This is a genomic window from Clavibacter phaseoli (assembly GCF_021922925.1).
In the GTDB taxonomy this organism is placed as follows: domain Bacteria; phylum Actinomycetota; class Actinomycetes; order Actinomycetales; family Microbacteriaceae; genus Clavibacter; species Clavibacter phaseoli.
Window position 1 is genome coordinate 1,071,494 of the sequence record NZ_CP040786.1, and the last position, 18,668, is coordinate 1,090,161.

An 18,668-nucleotide genomic window follows, 5' to 3' on the forward strand; every position below is an offset into this window, starting at 1 on the left:
GACACACAAGCCGGGTCCGGAGTCGGGCCTGAAGGAGACAACCCCATGAGCGAATCCGTCAACCTCCCCGCACTCGGCGAGAGCGTCACCGAGGGCACGGTGACCCGCTGGCTCAAGAACGTCGGCGACCACGTCGAGGTCGACGAGCCCCTGCTCGAGGTCTCGACCGACAAGGTCGACACCGAGATCCCGTCGCCGGTCGCCGGCGTCATCGAGGAGATCCTCGTCCAGGAGGACGAGACCGTCGAGGTCGGCGCCGTGCTGGTGCGGATCGGCGACGGCTCGGGTGGCGGCGACGCCCCCGCCGAGGAGCCCGCCGCCGAGGAGCCCGCCGCCGAGGCAGCGGAGCCCGCGCCCGCGGCCGAGGATGCCGTCGAGGACACCGTGATCCCCTCCACCGAGGCGGACGACGAGGCCGAGGCGCCCGCCCCCGTGGAGCCCGAGCCCGCGCCCGCCGCCGAGCAGGACGCGCCCGCGCCCGAGGCGACCCCGGCTCCTGCCCCCGCAGCTCCCGCGCCCGCCGCCGCGGCCTCGGCCCCGGCACCCGCCGCGGCTCCCGCGCCCGCCGCCGCTCCGGCTCCTGCAGCCTCCGGCAACGCCGGCTACGTGACGCCGCTCGTCCGCAAGCTCGCGAACGAGCGCGGCGTGGACATCGGCTCGGTCGTCGGCACCGGCGTGGGAGGACGCATCCGCAAGGAGGACGTGCTCGCCGCCGCCGAGGCCGCCGCGTCGAAGAGCGCCCCGACGGCATCCGCTCCGGCCGCTCCCGCAGCCGCGCCCCTCGAGACGTCGCCGCTCCGCGGCACCACCGCGAAGATGTCGCGCATGCGCAAGCTCATCGCCGACCGCGCGGTCGTGTCGATGCAGTCCACCGCGCAGCTCACCTCGGTGGTCGAGGTCGACGTCACGAAGGTGGCCCGGTTCCGCGACCGCGTGAAGGGCGACTTCCTGGAGAAGACCGGCGTCAAGCTGTCGTTCCTGCCCTTCTTCGCCCTCGCGGCCGCGGAGGCGCTCAAGGCCTACCCGGTCGTCAACGCGACGGTCGACGGCGACAGCATCGTCTACCCCGACCACGAGAACATCAGCATCGCGGTCGACACGGAGCGCGGCCTGCTCACCCCCGTCGTGAAGAACGCCGAGGGCAAGAACCTCGCGCAGTTCGCGTCGGAGATCGCCGACCTCGCCGCCCGGACGCGCGACAACAAGCTGTCCCCGGACGAGCTGGCCGGCGGCACGTTCACGCTGACCAACACCGGATCCCGCGGCGCGCTGTTCGACACCCCCGTGGTGTTCCTGCCGCAGTCCGCGATCCTCGGCACCGGCATCGTCACCAAGCGACCCGTGGTCATCACTGCGGACGGGCAGGACACCATCGCCATCCGCTCGACGGTCTACCTCGCGCTCTCCTACGACCACCGGATCGTCGACGGGGCCGACGCCTCGCGCTTCCTCGTGGCCGTGAAGAACCGCCTCGAGGCGGGTGCGTTCGACGCCGACCTGGGCATCTAGGTCCTCTCCGGACCCGACGGCGACCCTCACCGGTCGTCCATCAGGTCCCTGATCCGCCACCCGGCCTCCCCCCTGACGATCAGGAGGGAGGCCGGTCGGCGTCCGGGCGCCGGCGTCTCCGATCCGGGCTCGACCTCGGGACGCAGACCGATGAGCGCGCTGTCACCGAGACGCTGAGCAGGGCCGAGGGCATCCGCGACGTGGAGCGCGGCGTCGTCCAGAGCGGGAGCCGCGTCGGACGCGACGGCGCTGCGATCGGCGTCCTCCACCGCGGAGCCGGCCTCGTCCACCCCGCCCAGGCAGCCGACGTCGGCGCGATGGAGGCAGGAGGCGCGGAGCCGGAGGAGCGCGGGGGCGGCGACATCCGGATCCGGCGAGGCCGCCGCCTCGACGTCGAGATCCGGTGCGGTCGATGGTGCGCCGTCCCCGCTGGCCGACGCGGACGCTGACGGGGTCGGCGCGCTCGTCGGCGCTACCGTCTCGCCGCGAGCGGGGCCGGTGAGGAGGGGCACCGTGACGGCGCCCGCGAGCAGGAGCAGGAGAGCGGATGCGCCGAGCGCCCAGACACGGGGGCGCACCGCCGCGAGCTGGCTCGTGACCCGCGCCCCGACCGCCGTGCCCCAGGATCTCGCTCCGTCCGCTCGCCGGTCACCGACCGCACGATGCCGACGATGACCGCCCCGCCGCCCACGCGCGGAGGGCCGCATCAGTCGCCGGGTCCCGTCCGTCCGCGCGTCGCGGGCGTCGCGTGGACGCGGATCCACGTCGCCGAGCGCCGCACCGGGCGACAGGATGCGATCGTCGTCGCAGGAGCGCGGGGATGCGCCCGCATCGGCCAAGGGGGCCGCGTCCGCGACGTCGAGCAGCCGGTCGGCGAGATCGTGCGCGGTGAGGTCCGTCTCCCCGTGGATCGCGGAGTCGAGGAGCGCCAGCCACTCGTCCCACCTGTCCTCGGAGGCGCGTCCGCGAGCGTCCGCCGGGTCGAGCAGCGCCTGGACGATCCGCGACACACGTCCCAGGTCCTGTCCGACGGGATCGGTCCCCGGGAGGCCGTCCGCCCCCGCCCCTCCGGCGATGACGCGGGCGGAGCCGAGCCCGCCCAGCAACGGACGCCCGGTGGCGTCGAGGACCACGTGGGTCAGGTCGACCGCGCCATGCGCGATGCCCGCCTCGTGGAGGTCCCCCAGCCCTCGCAGCACGGAGGCCACCAGGGTCACGGTCTCGCCGGGGGTGATGCTGCCGCGTCGGCCGAGCAGGTCCGACGCCGTCCCGCGTCGGCCGAGCGACTGCACGATGCACAGGCTGCCGTCGGCGAGGGTCGCGACGTCCCGCAGCGCGACGACGTGGTCGGAGCGCACCGCCTGCAGGGAGACGATCTCCGCCTCCCCGCGGCTGCGCTCGGTCGCCGGGACGATCTTCACCGCGACGTTGTCGGCGGGACCGCTCGCGGGATCCGCTGAGCGACGCGGTCGGGCGAGATGCACCTCGCACCGGGCACCCCGCCCGATGAGCCGCACCAGCCGATACCCCGCGACGACGCTCCCGGAGCCGGACAGCGCGGCGGGGTCCGGGCCCGGCCCGCTCCTCCGCCTCCGCGGCGCTCGGCCCGCCGTGGCGGCCGATCGCCCCGGGACGGTCGCCCCGTCGTACGAGCCGTTGCCTCGGTCCCGACCCGTGACCCGTCCGTCGTGCGCTCGAGCGCGTCCGTCCGCCATCGCCCCACGTCCTCTCGTCGCCCCGGTTCCGTCCGCGCCCACCGGCCGGGACGTCCGTCGCCGCGAGTGTGCCGGCGGGTGGGACGGGTGGGCACGCACCCGGACGGCCGCGGGGCATCTCGTCGGCATCGAGCGCCTGTGAGGGACGGGACGGGGCCTCGGCCAGCGGCCGTTCCGGCAGCCGCCCGCGCACCGGTATCCTGGGCACCATGGCCCGCAAGACAGCCTCGAAGAAGGCACCCAAGGAACCCGGCCGCATCAAGCAGATGTGGCAGGTCTTCCAGATGACCCGGCGCTACGACAAGAGCTCGGTCTGGTGGATGCTCCTGGCGCTGCTGGCCCCCATCGTCGTGGGCGTCCTGCTGGCGGTCTTCGCGACCGGCGGGAACTGGCTGACCGCCATCCTCTTCGTCATCGCCGGCGTCTTCGCGGGCATCCTCGCCTTCCTCATCGTCCTCGGACGCAAGGCGGAGCGCGCCGCGTACCTGCAGATCAAGGGCCAGCCCGGAGCCGTCGGCGTGGTCCTCCGCAGCTCGCTGAAGCGCGGATGGGTCGGCAGCGAGATGCCGGTCGCCGTGAACGGCAAGTCGCAGGACGCCGTGTACCGCGCCGTCGGGCGCCCCGGCGTCGCCCTCATCGGCGAGGGCCCGAAGAGCCGCACGACGCGCATGCTCGAGGACGAGCGCCGCAAGATCGCCCGCGTGCTCCCGAACGTCCCCGTGCACTTCGTGTTCGTCGGCCCCGACGCCGACTCGGTCGAGCTCCACAAGCTGGCCGGTCGCCTGCAGCGGTTCCCCCGCACCATCACCAAGGCGGAGGTCCTGGCCGTGAACAACCGCCTCACCTCCCTCGGGCAGAACAGCATGCCCATCCCCAAGGGCGTCGACCCGTTCAAGGTCCGCCCCTCCCGGGCACGCTGATCCGGCCGTCGCCGGTCGTTTGCGCGGGCACCGTGCCCGGCGCAGACTGAGCCCATGGACCCGTCCTCCGCTGCGGCGCTGCTCGGCGTCGACGCGGACGCCGACCGCCCGACCATCAGCCGCGCGTACCTCCGACGGGCGCGCGAGACGCATCCCGACCGGCTTCCCGGCGCGTCGCCGCAGCAGCTGAGGACCGCGCACGAGCGCTTCGTTCAGCTGACGCTCGCGAGGGACGTGCTCATGCTCCGACGGCACGCGACGACGGGACACTCGGCTCCTCCCGCGACGGGCCAGGGGTCGGCGCACCGGGGACGGACGCCGCCGAGCCCGCCCCGGCCGCATCCGACATCGGAGCGGCTGTCGCCCTACGGCCGTTCGCGACGCGAGCGGGCCCGACGCGGTCTCGGGCCGTCCATCGCCGCGGTGTGCGCGCTGGCCGGCGTCCTGGTCGTCGTGGTCAGCTTCCAGGACTCGACCCGGGCGCGCTTCACGACGGTCGGGGCGGACCTCACCCAGGGCGCGACCGTCGTCACCGTCGAGGATCCGGCGACCCGGGCGAGCGAGTGCGTGGACACGAGCTCGTGCACGCTCCTCGACATGACCGCGCCGGAGGACTGCAGCGCGGCGCTCGTCCGCTTCGAGGTGACCACCGGACGATCGGACGACGGGCGCGAGACCGAGAGCCGCGAGCTCGGCGCCGTCCGCGCGGGATCCCCCGCCCGCGTCGTGCTCGGCGGGGTCGATCCGGAGCTCGTGTACCTCGGGTGCGAGCCCGGTTGACGCTCCCCGGACCGCGGCGCCGCGGTCAGGAGGTGCGGACCAGCACCGTCCCGGAGAACACGTCGTGGAGGCCCCGTTGGTCGGCGTTCCACACGACCGCGGGGACGACCAGGCACAGCAGCACGGTGCGCAGGGCCGGCCGCCAGAGCGACACGTACCCGCCCGCGAGCGGTCGCACGCGCATGCCGAGCACGACGTGGCCCACGCTCCCGCCGAGGGTGACGATGAGGACGTACTGCATGACGGCGAAGATCACGAGCGTGGCCGTCGGGTCGTAGGCGAAGAAGGCCCAGGAGACCAGCACGGCGAGGGCCCAGTCGATGCAGACCCCGACGATGCGCCGGCCGGCGCGGGCGACGGACCCGCGCCCGCGCTCCGGGAGCCCGAGGCGATCCCCCGGCCAGCGGTTGCGGCCGGGATCGCCGAGGTCGGGGTTCGTGGGAGTCGCGGGCACCTGCCGATCCTAGGCGCGCGTGCCGAGGATCCCCCGATCCGCGGGCCCTGGGAGCGCCCGCCGACGCGCCCGGGCGGGGGTGCGTAACATCGCGGAAACACGGCGGTTATGGCGAGGTAACCCCTTCCCCCTAGGGTCGGAGAGGCTGAAACCGTCAGTCTCATCCGCTCCGGCCCCCTTTTGGAGACACCACATGTTCAGAGACTCATCCGAGGTGCTCGCGTTCATCAAGGACACCGACGTCAAGTTCCTCGATATCCGGTTCACCGACCTGCCCGGGGTGCAGCAGCACTTCAACATCCCCGCGTCCACCGTCGACGAGGAGTTCTTCTCCGTCGGACAGCTCTTCGACGGCTCGTCCATCCGCGGCTTCGCGAGCATCCACGAGTCGGACATGCAGCTCATCCCCGACGTGACGACGGCGTACATCGACCCGTTCCGCATCGAGCGCACCCTCATCATGGTGTTCGACATCTACAACCCCCGCAACGGCGAGATCTACGCCCGCGACCCGCGCCAGGTGGCCAAGAAGGCCGAGAAGTTCCTCGCCGCGTCCGGCATCGCCGACACCGCGTTCTTCGCGCCCGAGGCCGAGTTCTACATCTTCGACGACGTCCGCTACGAGGTGAACCAGCACACGAGCTTCTACTCGGTCGACTCCGAGGAGGGCGCCTGGAACTCGGGACGCGAGGAGGAGGGCGGCAACCTCGGCAACAAGACGCCGTACAAGGGCGGCTACTTCCCCGTCAGCCCCGTCGACAAGCAGGCCGACCTCCGCGACGACATCAGCCTCAAGCTGATCGACGCCGGCCTCATCCTCGAGCGCGCGCACCACGAGGTGGGCACGGGCGGCCAGGCCGAGATCAACTACCGCTTCGACACGATGGTGCACGCGGCGGACGACATCCTGAAGTTCAAGTACATCGTCAAGAACACGGCCGAGCAGTGGGGCAAGACGGCCACGTTCATGCCGAAGCCGCTGTTCGGCGACAACGGCTCGGGCATGCACACGCACCAGTCGCTCTGGAACGACGGCAAGCCGCTGTTCTACGACGAGGCCGGCTACGGCGGCCTGTCGGACGTCGCGCGCTGGTACATCGGCGGCATCCTCAAGCACGCGCCCGCGATCCTCGCCTTCACGAACCCGACGGTGAACTCATACCACCGCCTCGTGCCCGGCTTCGAGGCGCCCGTCAACCTCGTCTACTCGGCGGGCAACCGCTCGGCGTCGATCCGCATCCCGATCACGGGCACGAACCCGAAGGCGAAGCGCATCGAGTTCCGCGCGCCCGACGCGTCGAGCAACCCGTACCTCGCGTTCGCGGCCCAGCTGATGGCCGGCATCGACGGCATCAAGAACCGCATCGAGCCGCACGAGCCCGTCGACAAGGACCTCTACGAGCTCCCGCCCGAGGAGGCGAAGGGCATCCCGCAGGTCCCCGCGTCGCTCGGCGCCGCCCTCGAGGCGCTCGAGGCCGACCACGAGTTCCTCACCGCCGGCAACGTGTTCACGCCCGACCTCATCGAGACGTGGATCGAGTACAAGCGCGAGATGGAGATCAAGCCCCTCGCGCAGCGCCCGCACCCGTTCGAGTTCGAGCTGTACTACGGCGTCTGATCCCGCCGGCGCCCGCACCGGGTGCATGACGCACGGGCCGTCCTCCTCCGGGAGGGCGGCCCGTCGTCGTCCGCGCCGCCGGATGGAGCGGCGTCAGGCGCCGCGCGGATCCGGCTGCTCGTCGACCCCGTAAAAGAGGCGCTCGAAGACCGCGCGGGCGCGGCGGGTCACGCCGAGGTACTCCTCCTCGAGCACGGACGCGGAGCCGGGCGGGTACTCGAGGAGCCGGGCGATGGCGTCGAGCGCGGCGCGGTCGGCCGGCAGGACGTCCGCCGTGCGGTTGGTCCAGAGGGTCATGGCGGAGCGGACGCGGGACGCGAGGAGCCAGGCGTCCCGGAGGCGCGCGGCGTCCCCCTCGGCCACGAGGCGCGACCCCACGGCCGCGTCGAGCGCCCCGAGCGTCGTCGGCGTCCGCAGGGCGGGGTGCGCGTGGGCGTGCTGCAGCTGGATCAGCTGCACCAGCCACTCCACGTCGCTGAGCGACCCGCGCCCGAGCTTCAGGTGCCGCGTGGGATCCGCGCCCTGCGGGAGCCGCTCGTTCTCCACACGCGCCTTGATGCGCTTGATCTCGCGCACCTCCGCGTCGCCGATGGCGTCCGGGTAGCGGTAGCCGTCGGCGAGGGCCGTGAAGTCCGCGATGAGCCCGCTGTCGCCGACGACTCCGCGGGCGCGGAGCAGCGCCTGCGCCTCCCACGTCAGGGACCAGCGCTCGTAGTAGGCGCGGTAGGAGGCGAACGAGCGCACCACGGGCCCGTTGCGTCCTTCGGGCCGCAGGCCCGTGTCGAGGTCGAGCGGCAGGCGCGAGTCCTCCGTGAGGCGCGTCAGCTCCGAGACGATGAGCTGGGCGCGGCGCTGGGCGAGCTCGGGATCCATGCCGGCGATCGGGCGGAACACGTACATGACGTCGGCGTCGGATCCGAAGCCGAGCTCGGCGCCGCCGTAGCGTCCCATGGCGACCACGGCGAACTCGGGCCATGGGCCGTCCTCGCGGCGGATGGCGCGCATCACCCCGCGGAGGGTCGCCGTGGTGATGTCGGCCAGCGACGGTCCGAGCGTCTCGACGTGCGTGACCCCCACGATCGCGCCGATGGCGAGGCGCAGGACCTCACGGCGGCGGAGGGTGCGGAGCGCGGCGGCGGCGGCGTCGGCGGTGGGATGCCGGTTGACCGTGGCGACGGCCTCCTCCTCGAGTGCCGCCCAGGTGCGGGGGCGCAGGTCCTCGTCGCGCGCGAGCCACGCCGCGGTCTCGGGGACGCGGTCGAGCAGCTCCGACACGAAGCGGGATCCCGAGAGCACCTGGGCGAGGCGCTGCGCGGCACCCGCCGAGTCACGGAGCATCCGGAGGAACCAGTTCGACTCCCCCAGCGCCTCGCTGAGCCGCCGGAACGCGAGCAGGCCGTGGTCGGGATCCGGGCCGTCGGCGAACCACTGCAGGAGCACGGGCAGCAGGTGGCGCTGGATCGCCGAGCTGCGCGACACCCCCTGCGTGAGCGCGCGGATGTGCGCGAGCGCCCCGCGCGCGTCGACGAAGCCGATGGCCGAGAGGCGCGCGGCGGCCTGGTCGCTGGTGAGCGCGAGCGACTCCTCGGGGAGCGATGCCACCGCCGCGAGGAGCGGCCGGTAGAAGAGGCGCTCGTGCAGCGTGCGGACGGCGGTCTTCGTGGCGGTCCACCGGGCCGTCAGCTCCTCCGCCCGCGCGTCGAGGCCCGTGCTGCGCGCGAGGATGCGCAGGCGCTCCTCGTCGGTCGGCATCAGGTGCGTGCGCCGCAGCTGGTCCAGCTGCAGCCGGTGCTCGAGCAGGCGGAGGTAGCGGTAGTCCTTCGCGAACTCACCGGCCTCCGTGCGGCCGATGTAGCCCGCGTCCGCGAGGGCAACGAGCGCGGCCAGCGTGCTGCGGTCCCGGACGGTCTCGTCACCCTGCCCGTGCACGAGCTGCAGGAGCTGCACGGTGAACTCGATGTCGCGGATCCCGCCCGGCCCGAGCTTGATCTGCTGGTGCAGCTGGTCGGCGGGGATGTTGTCGGTGACGCGCGTGCGCATCCGCTGCACCTGCCCGACGAAGCCCTCTCGCGACGCGCTCGACCAGACGAGCGGCGCGACGGCTTCGGCGTACCGTCCTCCGAGCTCCGCGTCGCCCGCGAGCGGACGGGCCTTGAGCAGCGCCTGGAACTCCCAGTCCTTCGCCCACCGCTCGTAGTACGCGAGGTGCGAGTCGAGCGTGCGGACGAGCGCGCCGGCCTTCCCCTCGGGCCGGAGGTTGGCGTCGACCTCCCAGAGGGCCGGTTCGATCTCGTGCTCGTCGATGCCGCGCATGGTGAGCACGGCGAGGCGGGTCGCGAGCTCGACCGCGCGCGACGGCTCGATGACCGGATCCCCGTCCGCGTCGGTCGCGGCCTCGGCGACGAAGATCACGTCGACGTCGCTGACGTAGTTGAGCTCCCGGGCGCCGGCCTTGCCCATGCCGATGACCGCCAGGCGCGTGGCGGCGATCTCCTCGGGCCGCGCGCGGCCGAACGTCCCGGGGACCGACAGCTCCGCCCGCGCGACGGCGAGCGACGCCTCGAGGGCCGCGCCCGCGAGGTCGGCCAGGGCGGCGGTGACGGGCCGCACGGCCGCGAGCGGATCCGGGTGGACGAGGTCCCACGCCGCGACGCGCGCCACCAGCGCGCGGTAGCGGACCCGCAGCGCGGTGCGCGCGGCCGGACCGGTGATACCCGCCACGCCGTCGACCGCGTCCACCGCGTCGAGGAGGCGGTCGCGGACGTCGGCGGGGGTCGGCACGCCCTCCAGCGGACGGGCGAAGGCGTCGAGCTCCGACGTGTGGCGCGTGAGGAACTCGGCGAGCCCGCGCGAGGATCCGAGCACCCGCGCCAGCCGGTGGCGGGCGTCGGGGTCGGCGAGCACGGCGCGCGTGCGCTCGGGATCCTCCCGGAGCAGCCGCACGAGGGCGTCGAGGGCGCCGTCCGGATCCGCGCTGGAGTGCAGCGCCTCCACCAGGTCGGCCTCCGCCCATCCGGACAGCGCCGCGGCCTCCTCGAGGGCCTCGCCGACCTCGCTCAGCCGCGCGAAGCCGGCGCGCGCCAACGCGCCGAGCAGCGTCTGTCCACGTCTCATGGCTCGCTCCGGCCTCGTCGTCGGATGTCGGTCGCGGTGCTCGTGCCGGGGGTCCGGCTCAGAGCATCTCGAGGTTGGAGCGCAGCTCGTACGGCGTCACCTGGGCGCGGTAGTCGCGCCACTCCTGCCGCTTGTTGAGCAGTACGTAGTTGAACACCTGCTCCCCCAGCGTCTCGGCGACGAGCTCCGAGCGCTCCATGAGCTGGATCGCGTGGTCGAGGCTCGACGGCAGCGGCGCGTACCCGAGGGCGCGTCGCTCCGCGTCGCTCAGGCTCCACACGTTGTCCTCGGCCTCGGCCGGGAGCTCGTAGCCCTCCTCGATGCCCTTGAGGCCCGCGGCCAGCATGAGCGAGAAGGACAGGTACGGGTTCGCCGCCGAGTCGATGGCGCGGTACTCGACGCGCGAGCTGTTGCCCTTGTTGGGCTTGTAGAGCGGCACCCGCACGAGGGCGGACCGGTTGTTGTGCCCCCACGTGACGAAGCTCGGGGCCTCGCCGCCGCCCCAGAGCCGCTTGTAGGAGTTGACGAACTGGTTCGTCACCGCGGTGATCTCGGGCGCGTGCTTGAGCAGCCCCGCGATGAACTGGCGGCCGATCGTGGAGAGCTGGTACTCGGCCCCGGACGCGTAGAACGCGTTGACGTCGCCCTCGAAGAGCGACATGTGCGTGTGCATCCCGCTGCCGGGCTGGTGCGCGAGGGGCTTCGGCATGAACGTCGCGTAGACGCCCTGCTCGATGGCCACCTCCTTGATGACCGTGCGGAACGTCATGATGTTGTCCGCCGTGGTGAGCGCGTCCGCGTAGCGGAGGTCGATCTCGTTCTGGCCGGGTCCCGCCTCGTGGTGGCTGAACTCGACGGAGATGCCGAGGTCCTCGAGCATGCGCACCGAGCGGCGGCGGAAGTCGTGCGCGGTGCCGCCGGGGACGTTGTCGAAGTAGCCGGCCGCGTCCACGGGCTCCGGGCCGTCGACGCCGAACTCGCTCGACTTGAGCAGGTAGAACTCGATCTCGGGATGCGTGTAGAAGGTGAAGCCGCGGTCGGCCGCCTTCTCGAGCGTGCGCTTGAGGACGTTGCGGGGATCCGCGATCGCCGGCTGCCCGTCGGGTGTCGAGATGTCGCAGAACATGCGCGCGGTGGGGTCGATCTCGCCGCGCCACGGGAGGATCTGGAACGTCGTCGGATCGGGGTGGGCCAGCATGTCGGCCTCGTAGGAGCGGGTGAGGCCCTCGATGGCCGAGCCGTCGAACCCGAGGCCCTCCGCGAACGCGCCCTCGACCTCGGCCGGGGCGATCGCCACCGACTTCAGGGTGCCGGTCACGTCGGTGAACCACAGGCGCACGAACTTGATCCCGCGCTCCTCGATCGTCCGCAGGACGAAGTCACGCTGCTTGTCCATCCACCACCCTCTCGTCGGTGTCCAACCTACCGGCTGACCAGGGGTGGGGGCGGCTCGCGCGCGGGGCCCGCCGTAGACTCCGAGGCATGCAGAGCCCCGACGCTGCCGTCACCCCGCCCGAGCCCGCCCGCCTCCCGACCGAGCCGGCCGGGCCGCCCAAGCGGGTGCGGATCCGCCACTTCGCGCGGGCGAAGGAGCAGGGCCTCAAGATCACGGGCCTCACGAGCTACGACATGCTCACGGCCGGCATCTTCGACGAGGCCGGAATCGACTTCCTGCTCGTCGGCGACTCCGCCGGCAACACGGTCCTCGGCTACGACACCACCGTGCCCGTCACGGTGGACGAGCTGATCCCGCTCGCGCGCGCCGTCGCGGGCGCCGCCCAGCGCGCGCTCGTCGTGGCCGACCTGCCGTTCGGGTCCTACGAGTCGGGACCGGACCAGGCGCTCGCCACCTCCGTGCGCTTCATGAAGGAGGCGCGCGCCCACGCCGTGAAGCTCGAGGGCGGCGTGCGCAGCGCGGAGCAGATCCGCCGCGTCGTGAGCTCGGGCATCCCGGTGATGGGGCACGTCGGCTTCACGCCGCAGAGCGAGCACGGGCTGGGCGGGCACATCATCCAGGGGCGCGGGGACGCGGCCGAGGCGCTGCTCGCCGACGCGCGCGCCGTCCAGGACGCGGGCGCGTTCGCCGTGGTGCTCGAGATGGTGCCGCAGGAGATCGCGCGCCGCGTGAGCGTGGGGCTGCGCATCCCCACCATCGGCATCGGCGCCGGGAACGGGACGGACGGTCAGATCCTCGTCTGGACCGACTTCGCGGGCCTCACGAGCGGCCGCGTGCCGCGCTTCGTGCGGCGCTACGCGGACATGCGCCAGGTGCTCCTCGACGCCGCGTCCAGGTACCGGGACGACGTGGTCTCGGGCGCGTTCCCGGCCGAGGCGGAGAGCTACTCCGACTGATCCACGGGATCAGTCGTCGTCGCGGTCCTCCGCGGCCCACCGCTCCGCGCGCTCGCGCAGCCGCTGGGGTGCCTTCGCGGCCTCCTCCGCGGTCGCGAACGGACCGATCCGATGGGCGGCCGGGGACAGCATCCCCTTCTCCACCTCGCCCGTGCGGTCGTCGTACCAGTACTGCTCGTCGCTGTCGCTCATGCTGCCGATGCTAGGCCCGTCCGCCCCGCGTGCGGCGGCCGGTCGGGGGCGGACGAGCCGGTAGGGTCGGTCCCATGAGCGACGACGCGACGACCGCAATCGGCATCGACATCGGCGGGACCGGCATCAAGGGCGCCATCGTGGACGTCGCGACCGGCGAGCTGCGCAGCGAGCGCGTCAAGCTGCCGACGCCCCAGGGCGGCGAGCCGGACGACATCGTCGCGACCGTGAAGCAGATCATCGACGCGCTCGGCGAGGTCCCCGCGGGCACGCCCCTCGGCGTGTGCTTCCCGGCCGCGATCGTCCACGGCATGACGATGTCGGCCGCCAACGTCTCCCCCAGCTGGATCGGCCTCGAGGCCGAGAAGCTCTTCGAGGAGCGCCTGGGCCTCGAGATCACCTTCGTCAACGACGCCGACGCGGCCGGCTACGCGGAGGCCCGATACGGTGCCGCCAAGGACGTGCGCGGCCTCGTCATCATGACCACGCTCGGCACGGGCATCGGCACGGCCCTGATCCACGACGGCGTCCTCATCCCGAATGCCGAGCTCGGCCACATGGACGTCGCGGGCCGCCGCGACTTCGAGCGCCGCGCCTCGTACGCCGCCAAGGAGCGCGCGCACCTCAACTGGAAGCGCTGGGCCGCGCGGCTGCAGGTGTACTACGGCCAGCTCGAGAAGCTGATGTGGCCGGAGCTGTTCATCGTCGGCGGCGGCGTGTCCAAGAACCACAAGCACTTCCTGCCGCTGCTGCGCCTGCGCACCCCGATCGTGCCGGCGGAGCTGCGGAACAACGCGGGCATCATGGGCGCGGCGGCCCTCGCCGCGCACGCGGTCGGCGCCAGCACGCACGCACCCGCGGCGGATCTCGTCGACAAGACGAAGCCCGAGGACTGAGCGCCGCACCCGGCACGACGAAGAGGCCGGATCCCGAGGGGATCCGGCCGCTTCGTCGTGCGGGGTGCGGATGGGCCGGCTGATACGCCGGGTTCTGTCCCGGTGCCCACGGCACCATGGACGGCCATCTATCTCGGAGCTGCGTCACCGCAGCCCTCCAGCGGTCTACCCGGGGACTGGACGAGCAGCCTGTGCGTCCCCTGTTCGACCTTGCTCCGGGCGAGGTTTGCATAGCCGACCCGATCACTCGGGCCGCTGGTGGTCTCTTACACCGCCGTTTCACCCTCACTCGCCGCTTCCGCGACGGGCGGTCTGCTCTCTGTTGCACTGTCTCGCGGGTCGCCCCGGGTGGGTGTTACCCACCGCCCTGCTCTACGGAGCCCGGACGTTCCTCGACGCGGTCTCCCCCTCTCGGGTTCCTCCGCGGCGCGACCGTCTTGCCGACCCATCCGCGGGGACGAGTCTAGGGCAGCCGGTGGGCCGGCCTCCCGCTAGAGCCCGGACTCGTCCGTCCGCACGAGGATGGCGTTGCTCTCGGGGTCGATGACGACGTCGTCGGGCGCGCGCTTGCGGAGCGCGTCGAGATCGCTCTGGTGCAGCGCGATGTTGCTGCCGAGGGAGATCCCGCGATGCAGCATCGCCGCGCCCACGCCGTAGCGGGCGCGCTGCTTCTCGTAGAGCGCGAGCAGGTCCTCGGGGAACCGCGGCGCGAGCGCGTCCCGGTCCTTCCTCGCGTGCTCGGCCTGGGCCCGCAGCTCGACCGCCGCGGCGTCGCGCTCGGCCTCGACCGCGGCCAGCCGCTCCGCGAGGGCGTCGCGCTCGACGACCACCTCGGCCTGCGCCGCCTGCGCCTCCTCGAGCTTCTGCATCACCTCGAGCTCGACCTCCTCGAGGGTGTGGCGGCGACGCAGCAGCGACTCCAGCTCGCGTTCCAGCGCCTGCACGTCCTTCGAGCTGCCGCCCGCCTCGATCCGGGCGCGGTCGCGGTCCATGCGCGCCTGCACGACGGCCACGTCCGACTCGATGCGCGTGAGCTCGGTCTGGGCGTCCTCGACGATGCCGGTCCGCTCCCCGAGCCGGCGGCGGACGAGCTCCATCTCGCGCTGCAGCGCGTCGATCTCCTTCAGCTGCGGGAGCTGCGCGAGCTGCCGCGTGAGGTGCGTGAGCCGGGTGTCGATCTCCTGCAGGTCGAGGAGCTCCTTCTGGATGCTCGGATCGGCTTTCATGCTCTCCCTCTCGTGGTGCGGCTCCGCCTGTTGGTGAGGCGTGCACGCGATGCGTGTCGTGGATGCGCGGGTCGGTCCGCGCAGCGGGCGGTCACTGCGTGACGGCGAAGTCCCAGGGGTCCGTGCGGATGTCGCTGACGGTGACCTCGACGTCGGGCAGGGCCGATCGCAGCGTGTCGGAGGCCTGGTCGAGCCACAGCCACTCGCTCGCCCAGTGGGACGTGTCGATGAGGTAGGGGGTGCCGCCGCGGAGGGCGGCGGACTCGCGGGCCTCGCTCGCCGGGTGGTGGCGGAGGTCGGAGGTGATGTAGACGTCCGCGCCGACCACCTCGGGCGCGGAGAGCAGCGAGTCGCCGGCTCCCCCGCAGAGGGCCACGCGGGTGACGGGAGCGTCGTAGGGGCCCGCGACGCGGATCCCCGTGGCCGTGGGCGGCAGGATCCGGGCGAGCTCCCCCGCGAGGCGGCCGAGCGTCGTCGGCGCGGGAAGGACGCCGACGCGGCCGATGCCGCGCACGCCGCCCGCGGCGGGATCGAGCGGTCGGATGGTCTCGGGCACCAGGCCGAGGAGCGCCGCGAGCCGGCCCGACGTGCCCTCCTCGACGACGTCGGCGGTGGTGTGCGCGGCGTGCAGGGCGCAGCCGGCGCGCACGAGGTCGGCGAGGAGCGCGCCCTTGTATCCGGTCTCGGCGATGGTGGTGACGCCGCGGAGCAGGAGCGGGTGGTGCACCAGCAGCAGGTCGGCGTCGGCGGCGACCGCCTCGTCCACCGTCGCGCGGACGGCGTCGACGGCCAGGTGGATGCGGCGGACCGAGCGGCGCGGATCCCCCGAGACGAGGCCGGAGGCGTCCCAGTCGGACGCGCCCGCGGGTGGCCAGGCGTCCTCGACGACACGGACGACGTCGGCGAGGGTGGGGATCACGTTGCCATCGTAACGAAGGGGCGGCCGCGGCCCGTGACGGGCCGTGCGTCGATCAGCCCCGGCGGGCAGCGCGGCGGGAGCGTGCCTCGTCCCGCGGCCCGTCGGGCGCGACGCCCGGCGACGGCACGAGGGGTTCGAGCGGCCAGATGCTCCGCTGGGCCGATCCACGGTGGGTGCTGGACCCGTGCGTGGCGGCGTCGACGACCGACCAGGCGTCGGCGCCATCGGCCGTGTCGGAGCTCATGGGTGGATGCTACCGCGACACGCCCGCGGCGACACGGCACGCGCGGCCCGCGGACATGGCGATCCCGGCGTCGCCGACCCGGCCGTCACGTATCCCGGCCGTCACCTGACCCCGCGGGCGGTGAGCGCGTCGCCGAGCTGGTCCGCGTGCTTGAGTGCGACCACGAGGAAGGGGACGACGAACGTCCCGAGCCCCGGGCGCGCACCCCGTGCCCGCTGCGCCTCGCGGACGTCGCCGGCCAGGCGCCCGAGGACCGGGATGGTGCCAGCGGTGACCGTGAGCAGCAGCGAGATCCGCTCCGTGTCGACGCCGAGGCCCCGCAGGGGACCCAGGCCGCGCTCGATGCTGTCGAGGAGCGCGGTCGTGGACGTCGTGAGGACGAGCAGGCCGGCGATGGCGATCGCCGCCGTGACGCGCGCCGTGTTCGCCACCGCGGGCTCGGGCCCCAGCAGCACGAGCTGGCTGACGAGCGTGAACAGCATCACCCAGCGCACGGCGCGCACCTGCCCGGCGAGGCGGCGCATGCCGAGGAGGCCGTCGCCCAGCTGGGCGGCCGCGTAGGCGGCGACCGCGACGGCGACCGCGGTGCCCGCCGCCCACCACGTGGAGGGCAGGAGCGAGACCCCGAGCACGACGACCATGAGCGCGATCAGCTCGGGTCCGGCGGGCATCCGCTCGAGGCGGCCGGGTCGACGCGGCGCCGTCGGCGTCGGCGTCACGCGAGCGTCGCCTCGTACTCGGCGATGACGGCAGCGGGACCCCCGACGCGGACCAGCCGTCCGCCGGCGAACAGGGCGGCGGCGTCGCAGCGGGCGGCGGCGGCGAGGTCGTGGGTGACGAGCACGAGCCGGTGCCCGTCCTCGAAGAGGTGGTCCGCCACCGCGCGGGCGTTCCGGGCGTCGAGGTAGGCGGTCGGCTCGTCCGCGATGACGAGCTCGGGGCGCCGGACGAAGGCCCCCGCCAGCGCGAGCAGCTGCTTCTGCCCGCCGGACAGCTCGTGCGAGGAGCGCTCGGCGAGATCCTGGATGCGGAACCGGCGGAGGGCCTCGGCGACCCGCGCGTCCGACTCGGCGCGGGGCAGGCGCTCCGGCCGCAGCGAGAAGGCGACGTCCTCCGCGACGGTCGGCATGACGATCTGGGCGTCCGGGTTGCTGAACACGAGGGCCACGCGTCGCCGCAGCTCGCGGGATCCGCGGTCCGGGTCGATCCCCAGCACGCCCAGCTCCCCCGCGGTGCGCGCGACGAGCCCCCCGACGAGCCGGGCGAAGGTGCTCTTGCCCGAGCCGTTCTCGCCGATCACGGCGAGGGTGCGCGCGTCGACGTCCAGCGTGACGTCGCGGAGCGCCTCGACGTCGCCGAGGCGGACGCCGACGCCCGCGAGGTGCAGGGCCGAGGCGCCGGATCCGTCCGCCGGGGTCACCTGGTGGTCGCCGCCGCGTCGTCCTGGCGTGCCGTCGTCCACCCGGACGGCCGACGGAAGGCCCGCGGGTAGCCGCGCACCAGCGTCATCACGATCGCGGTGGCGATGGCCGCCTTGATCAGGTCGCCGGGGAGGAAGACGAGGCTGGTGTACGCGGTCTCGGCGAGAGGCAGGCGCGTCACGAGGCTCTGCACGGGGATCCCCACTGCGTAGATGACGACGATTCCGCCGAGCACCATGGCGGCCGCCGTGCGCGACGCGGTGGGCCGGCGACCGCCGAGGTGGACGACGAGGCCGACCACGGCGGCTCCGGCGATCCAGCCCACGAGGTATCCGGCGGACGGGCCGAGGAAGACGCCGAGACCGCCGGTGCCCCCGGACAGCAGCGGCAGCCCGACGGCGACGAGCGCGAGGAGGACGGCGAGGGCGAGGGCCCCGAGGCGGGGCCCGAGGACGGCGCCCGCGAGCATGACCCCGAGCGTCTGGGCGGTGATGGGGACGCCGCCGATGACGCTGATGCTGCCCGGGAGCCCGAGCACGGCGACGACCGCCGCGAGCACGGCGACCCGCGCGAGGTCGGTGGCGTCGAGCCGCGCGCGGCGCTCGGCGCGGAGGGGCAGGGAGCGGGACGGGGTCATGGGCTTCCTTCTGCTGGATGCGGCCGCGGGCGACCTGAACGGCGTTCACCTGAACGGCGTTCACTATAGTGGCGGCATGGCACGGGCGCATGCGGCGGGGCGGCACACCCGCGACGACGTGGCCCGCACGGCCCTGCGGATCCTCGACGAGCACGGCCTCCCGGACTTCACGATGCGCCGCCTCGGCGCCGCCCTGGACGTGCAGCCGAGCGCCCTCTACTGGCACTTCCCGGACAAGCAGAGCCTCCTGGCGGAGCTGGCCGACCGCATCGTCGCCGAGGCGGCGCCCGCGACGACCGTCGGAGGTGGCGCCGACTGGCGAGACCGGGTCCGGCGTGCGGCGGAGGGTCTCCGCGGTGCGCTGCTCGCCCACCGCGACGGCGCCGAGGTCGTGGCCAGCACGACCGCGATGGGGCTCGGGGCGCGGGCGGCACGCGACATGCTGTCCGCGGCCGTCGCCACCGGCGGGTTCGGGGACGCCGAGTGCGCTCGCGCGGCGTCGGCCCTCCTGCACTTCGTGCTCGGCCACGTGGCGCACGAGCAGGAGCGCATCCAGCTCGACCGCCTCGGCCTGCTGCCCGTCGCCGCCGGCGAGGAGGAGCCCGCGCGGGACTTCGCCTTCGGGGTGGACCTGCTCGTGCGGGGCCTCGGGACGCTCGCCTGATCGCACG

General features: G+C 73.6%; 18 protein-coding genes and 1 other RNA gene. 7 read left to right on the forward strand and 12 right to left on the reverse strand.

Annotated features, from left to right (window positions below):
• The first annotated feature begins 45 nt into the window (after positions 1-45).
• Positions 46-1,509 (forward strand): 2-oxoglutarate dehydrogenase, E2 component, dihydrolipoamide succinyltransferase, encoded by a 1,464-nt coding sequence (sucB, locus tag FGI33_RS04980; RefSeq protein ID WP_237582342.1) that lies wholly within the window; start codon positions 46-48, stop codon positions 1,507-1,509.
• Positions 1,510-1,535: 26 nt separating this feature from the next.
• Here sucB and FGI33_RS04985 read toward each other — a convergent pair whose 3' ends face one another.
• Complete coding sequence (locus tag FGI33_RS04985; RefSeq protein WP_119434061.1) at positions 1,536-3,224, reverse strand: protein kinase domain-containing protein; 1,689 nt, start codon at positions 3,222-3,224, stop codon at positions 1,536-1,538.
• Between the two features lie 209 nt (positions 3,225-3,433).
• Here FGI33_RS04985 and FGI33_RS04990 point away from each other — a divergent pair, with 209 nt between their 5' ends.
• On the forward strand, positions 3,434-4,144 hold the full coding sequence (locus FGI33_RS04990; RefSeq protein WP_119434062.1) for a DUF4191 domain-containing protein: 711 nt from the start codon (positions 3,434-3,436) through the stop codon (positions 4,142-4,144).
• Positions 4,145-4,198: 54 nt separating this feature from the next.
• Positions 4,199-4,924 (forward strand): J domain-containing protein, encoded by a 726-nt coding sequence (locus tag FGI33_RS04995; protein ID WP_119434063.1) that lies wholly within the window; start codon positions 4,199-4,201, stop codon positions 4,922-4,924.
• A gap of 25 nt (positions 4,925-4,949) precedes the next feature.
• Here the strand turns inward: FGI33_RS04995 and FGI33_RS05000 are convergent, their stop codons facing one another.
• Positions 4,950-5,378: an RDD family protein gene (locus FGI33_RS05000; protein WP_119434064.1), complete on the reverse strand. Its 429-nt coding sequence runs from the start codon at positions 5,376-5,378 to the stop codon at positions 4,950-4,952.
• 193 nt (positions 5,379-5,571) lie between these two features.
• Here FGI33_RS05000 and glnA (FGI33_RS05005) point away from each other — a divergent pair, with 193 nt between their 5' ends.
• Complete coding sequence (gene glnA, locus FGI33_RS05005; protein ID WP_079533154.1) at positions 5,572-6,996, forward strand: type I glutamate--ammonia ligase; 1,425 nt, start codon at positions 5,572-5,574, stop codon at positions 6,994-6,996.
• Between the two features lie 93 nt (positions 6,997-7,089).
• Here the strand turns inward: glnA (FGI33_RS05005) and FGI33_RS05010 are convergent, their stop codons facing one another.
• Both FGI33_RS05010 and glnA (FGI33_RS05015) read right to left on the reverse strand, forming a co-directional pair.
• Positions 7,090-10,110 (reverse strand): bifunctional [glutamine synthetase] adenylyltransferase/[glutamine synthetase]-adenylyl-L-tyrosine phosphorylase, encoded by a 3,021-nt coding sequence (locus FGI33_RS05010; protein ID WP_119434065.1) that lies wholly within the window; start codon positions 10,108-10,110, stop codon positions 7,090-7,092.
• A gap of 58 nt (positions 10,111-10,168) precedes the next feature.
• Positions 10,169-11,506: a type I glutamate--ammonia ligase gene (gene glnA, locus FGI33_RS05015; protein WP_063071882.1), complete on the reverse strand. Its 1,338-nt coding sequence runs from the start codon at positions 11,504-11,506 to the stop codon at positions 10,169-10,171.
• Positions 11,507-11,592: 86 nt separating this feature from the next.
• Between glnA (FGI33_RS05015) and panB the strand changes: the two genes are divergently transcribed.
• Positions 11,593-12,462 (forward strand): 3-methyl-2-oxobutanoate hydroxymethyltransferase, encoded by an 870-nt coding sequence (panB, locus tag FGI33_RS05020; protein ID WP_119434066.1) that lies wholly within the window; start codon positions 11,593-11,595, stop codon positions 12,460-12,462.
• Between the two features lie 9 nt (positions 12,463-12,471).
• Here panB and FGI33_RS05025 read toward each other — a convergent pair whose 3' ends face one another.
• Positions 12,472-12,654, reverse strand: coding sequence for an SPOR domain-containing protein (locus tag FGI33_RS05025; protein ID WP_119434067.1), 183 nt, complete (start codon positions 12,652-12,654; stop codon positions 12,472-12,474).
• A 74-nt stretch (positions 12,655-12,728) separates the two neighbouring features.
• Between FGI33_RS05025 and ppgK the strand changes: the two genes are divergently transcribed.
• Positions 12,729-13,550, forward strand: coding sequence for a polyphosphate--glucose phosphotransferase (gene ppgK / locus FGI33_RS05030; protein WP_119434068.1), 822 nt, complete (start codon positions 12,729-12,731; stop codon positions 13,548-13,550).
• A gap of 67 nt (positions 13,551-13,617) precedes the next feature.
• On the opposite strand, the gene rnpB is transcribed toward ppgK, so the two are convergent.
• The 7 genes from rnpB to FGI33_RS05065 all read right to left on the reverse strand — a co-directional run bounded on the left by rnpB (position 13,618) and on the right by FGI33_RS05065 (position 17,997).
• Positions 13,618-13,998, reverse strand: an RNA gene (gene rnpB, locus FGI33_RS05035) — RNase P RNA component class A.
• Between the two features lie 43 nt (positions 13,999-14,041).
• Positions 14,042-14,776 (reverse strand): zinc ribbon domain-containing protein, encoded by a 735-nt coding sequence (locus tag FGI33_RS05040; RefSeq protein WP_237582343.1) that lies wholly within the window; start codon positions 14,774-14,776, stop codon positions 14,042-14,044.
• A 91-nt stretch (positions 14,777-14,867) separates the two neighbouring features.
• Entirely contained in the window at positions 14,868-15,695 is an 828-nt protein-coding gene (locus FGI33_RS05045; protein WP_237582344.1) for a Nif3-like dinuclear metal center hexameric protein, read from the reverse strand.
• Between the two features lie 52 nt (positions 15,696-15,747).
• The gene (locus FGI33_RS05050; RefSeq protein WP_119401468.1) at positions 15,748-15,939 is read right to left on the reverse strand and encodes a hypothetical protein; all 192 of its coding nucleotides are present in this window, start codon (positions 15,937-15,939) and stop codon (positions 15,748-15,750) included.
• 101 nt (positions 15,940-16,040) lie between these two features.
• Positions 16,041-16,610, reverse strand: coding sequence for a CbiQ family ECF transporter T component (locus FGI33_RS05055; RefSeq protein ID WP_119435214.1), 570 nt, complete (start codon positions 16,608-16,610; stop codon positions 16,041-16,043).
• 44 nt (positions 16,611-16,654) lie between these two features.
• Complete coding sequence (locus tag FGI33_RS05060; protein ID WP_119435212.1) at positions 16,655-17,359, reverse strand: energy-coupling factor ABC transporter ATP-binding protein; 705 nt, start codon at positions 17,357-17,359, stop codon at positions 16,655-16,657.
• Positions 17,356-17,997 carry a biotin transporter BioY gene (locus FGI33_RS05065; RefSeq protein ID WP_119435211.1) on the reverse strand — a complete coding sequence of 214 codons (642 nt, stop codon included), beginning with the start codon at positions 17,995-17,997 and terminating at the stop codon, positions 17,356-17,358. The genes FGI33_RS05060 and FGI33_RS05065 overlap by 4 nt, the downstream gene beginning before the upstream one ends.
• Positions 17,998-18,073: 76 nt before the next feature.
• Here FGI33_RS05065 and FGI33_RS05070 point away from each other — a divergent pair, with 76 nt between their 5' ends.
• The gene (locus tag FGI33_RS05070) at positions 18,074-18,661 is read left to right on the forward strand and encodes a TetR/AcrR family transcriptional regulator C-terminal domain-containing protein (RefSeq protein WP_119435213.1); all 588 of its coding nucleotides are present in this window, start codon (positions 18,074-18,076) and stop codon (positions 18,659-18,661) included.
• Positions 18,662-18,668: the final 7 nt, after the last annotated feature.

What these genes read in the sequence shown, in the direction of transcription:
- sucB (WP_237582342.1), top strand. Translation starts at nt 46, where the DNA reads ATGAGCGAATCCGTCAACCTCCCCGCACTCGGCGAGAGCGTCACCGAG.
- FGI33_RS04985 (WP_119434061.1), bottom strand. Translation starts at nt 3,224, where the DNA reads ATGGCGGACGGACGCGCTCGAGCGCACGACGGACGGGTCACGGGTCGG.
- FGI33_RS04990 (WP_119434062.1), top strand. Translation starts at nt 3,434, where the DNA reads ATGGCCCGCAAGACAGCCTCGAAGAAGGCACCCAAGGAACCCGGCCGC.
- FGI33_RS04995 (WP_119434063.1), top strand. Translation starts at nt 4,199, where the DNA reads ATGGACCCGTCCTCCGCTGCGGCGCTGCTCGGCGTCGACGCGGACGCC.
- glnA (WP_079533154.1), top strand. Translation starts at nt 5,572, where the DNA reads ATGTTCAGAGACTCATCCGAGGTGCTCGCGTTCATCAAGGACACCGAC.
- FGI33_RS05010 (WP_119434065.1), bottom strand. Translation starts at nt 10,110, where the DNA reads ATGAGACGTGGACAGACGCTGCTCGGCGCGTTGGCGCGCGCCGGCTTC.
- glnA (WP_063071882.1), bottom strand. Translation starts at nt 11,506, where the DNA reads ATGGACAAGCAGCGTGACTTCGTCCTGCGGACGATCGAGGAGCGCGGG.
- panB (WP_119434066.1), top strand. Translation starts at nt 11,593, where the DNA reads ATGCAGAGCCCCGACGCTGCCGTCACCCCGCCCGAGCCCGCCCGCCTC.
- FGI33_RS05025 (WP_119434067.1), bottom strand. Translation starts at nt 12,654, where the DNA reads ATGAGCGACAGCGACGAGCAGTACTGGTACGACGACCGCACGGGCGAG.
- ppgK (WP_119434068.1), top strand. Translation starts at nt 12,729, where the DNA reads ATGAGCGACGACGCGACGACCGCAATCGGCATCGACATCGGCGGGACC.
- FGI33_RS05040 (WP_237582343.1), bottom strand. Translation starts at nt 14,776, where the DNA reads ATGAAAGCCGATCCGAGCATCCAGAAGGAGCTCCTCGACCTGCAGGAG.
- FGI33_RS05050 (WP_119401468.1), bottom strand. Translation starts at nt 15,939, where the DNA reads ATGAGCTCCGACACGGCCGATGGCGCCGACGCCTGGTCGGTCGTCGAC.
- FGI33_RS05055 (WP_119435214.1), bottom strand. Translation starts at nt 16,610, where the DNA reads ATGCCCGCCGGACCCGAGCTGATCGCGCTCATGGTCGTCGTGCTCGGG.
- FGI33_RS05065 (WP_119435211.1), bottom strand. Translation starts at nt 17,997, where the DNA reads ATGACCCCGTCCCGCTCCCTGCCCCTCCGCGCCGAGCGCCGCGCGCGG.
- FGI33_RS05070 (WP_119435213.1), top strand. Translation starts at nt 18,074, where the DNA reads ATGGCACGGGCGCATGCGGCGGGGCGGCACACCCGCGACGACGTGGCC.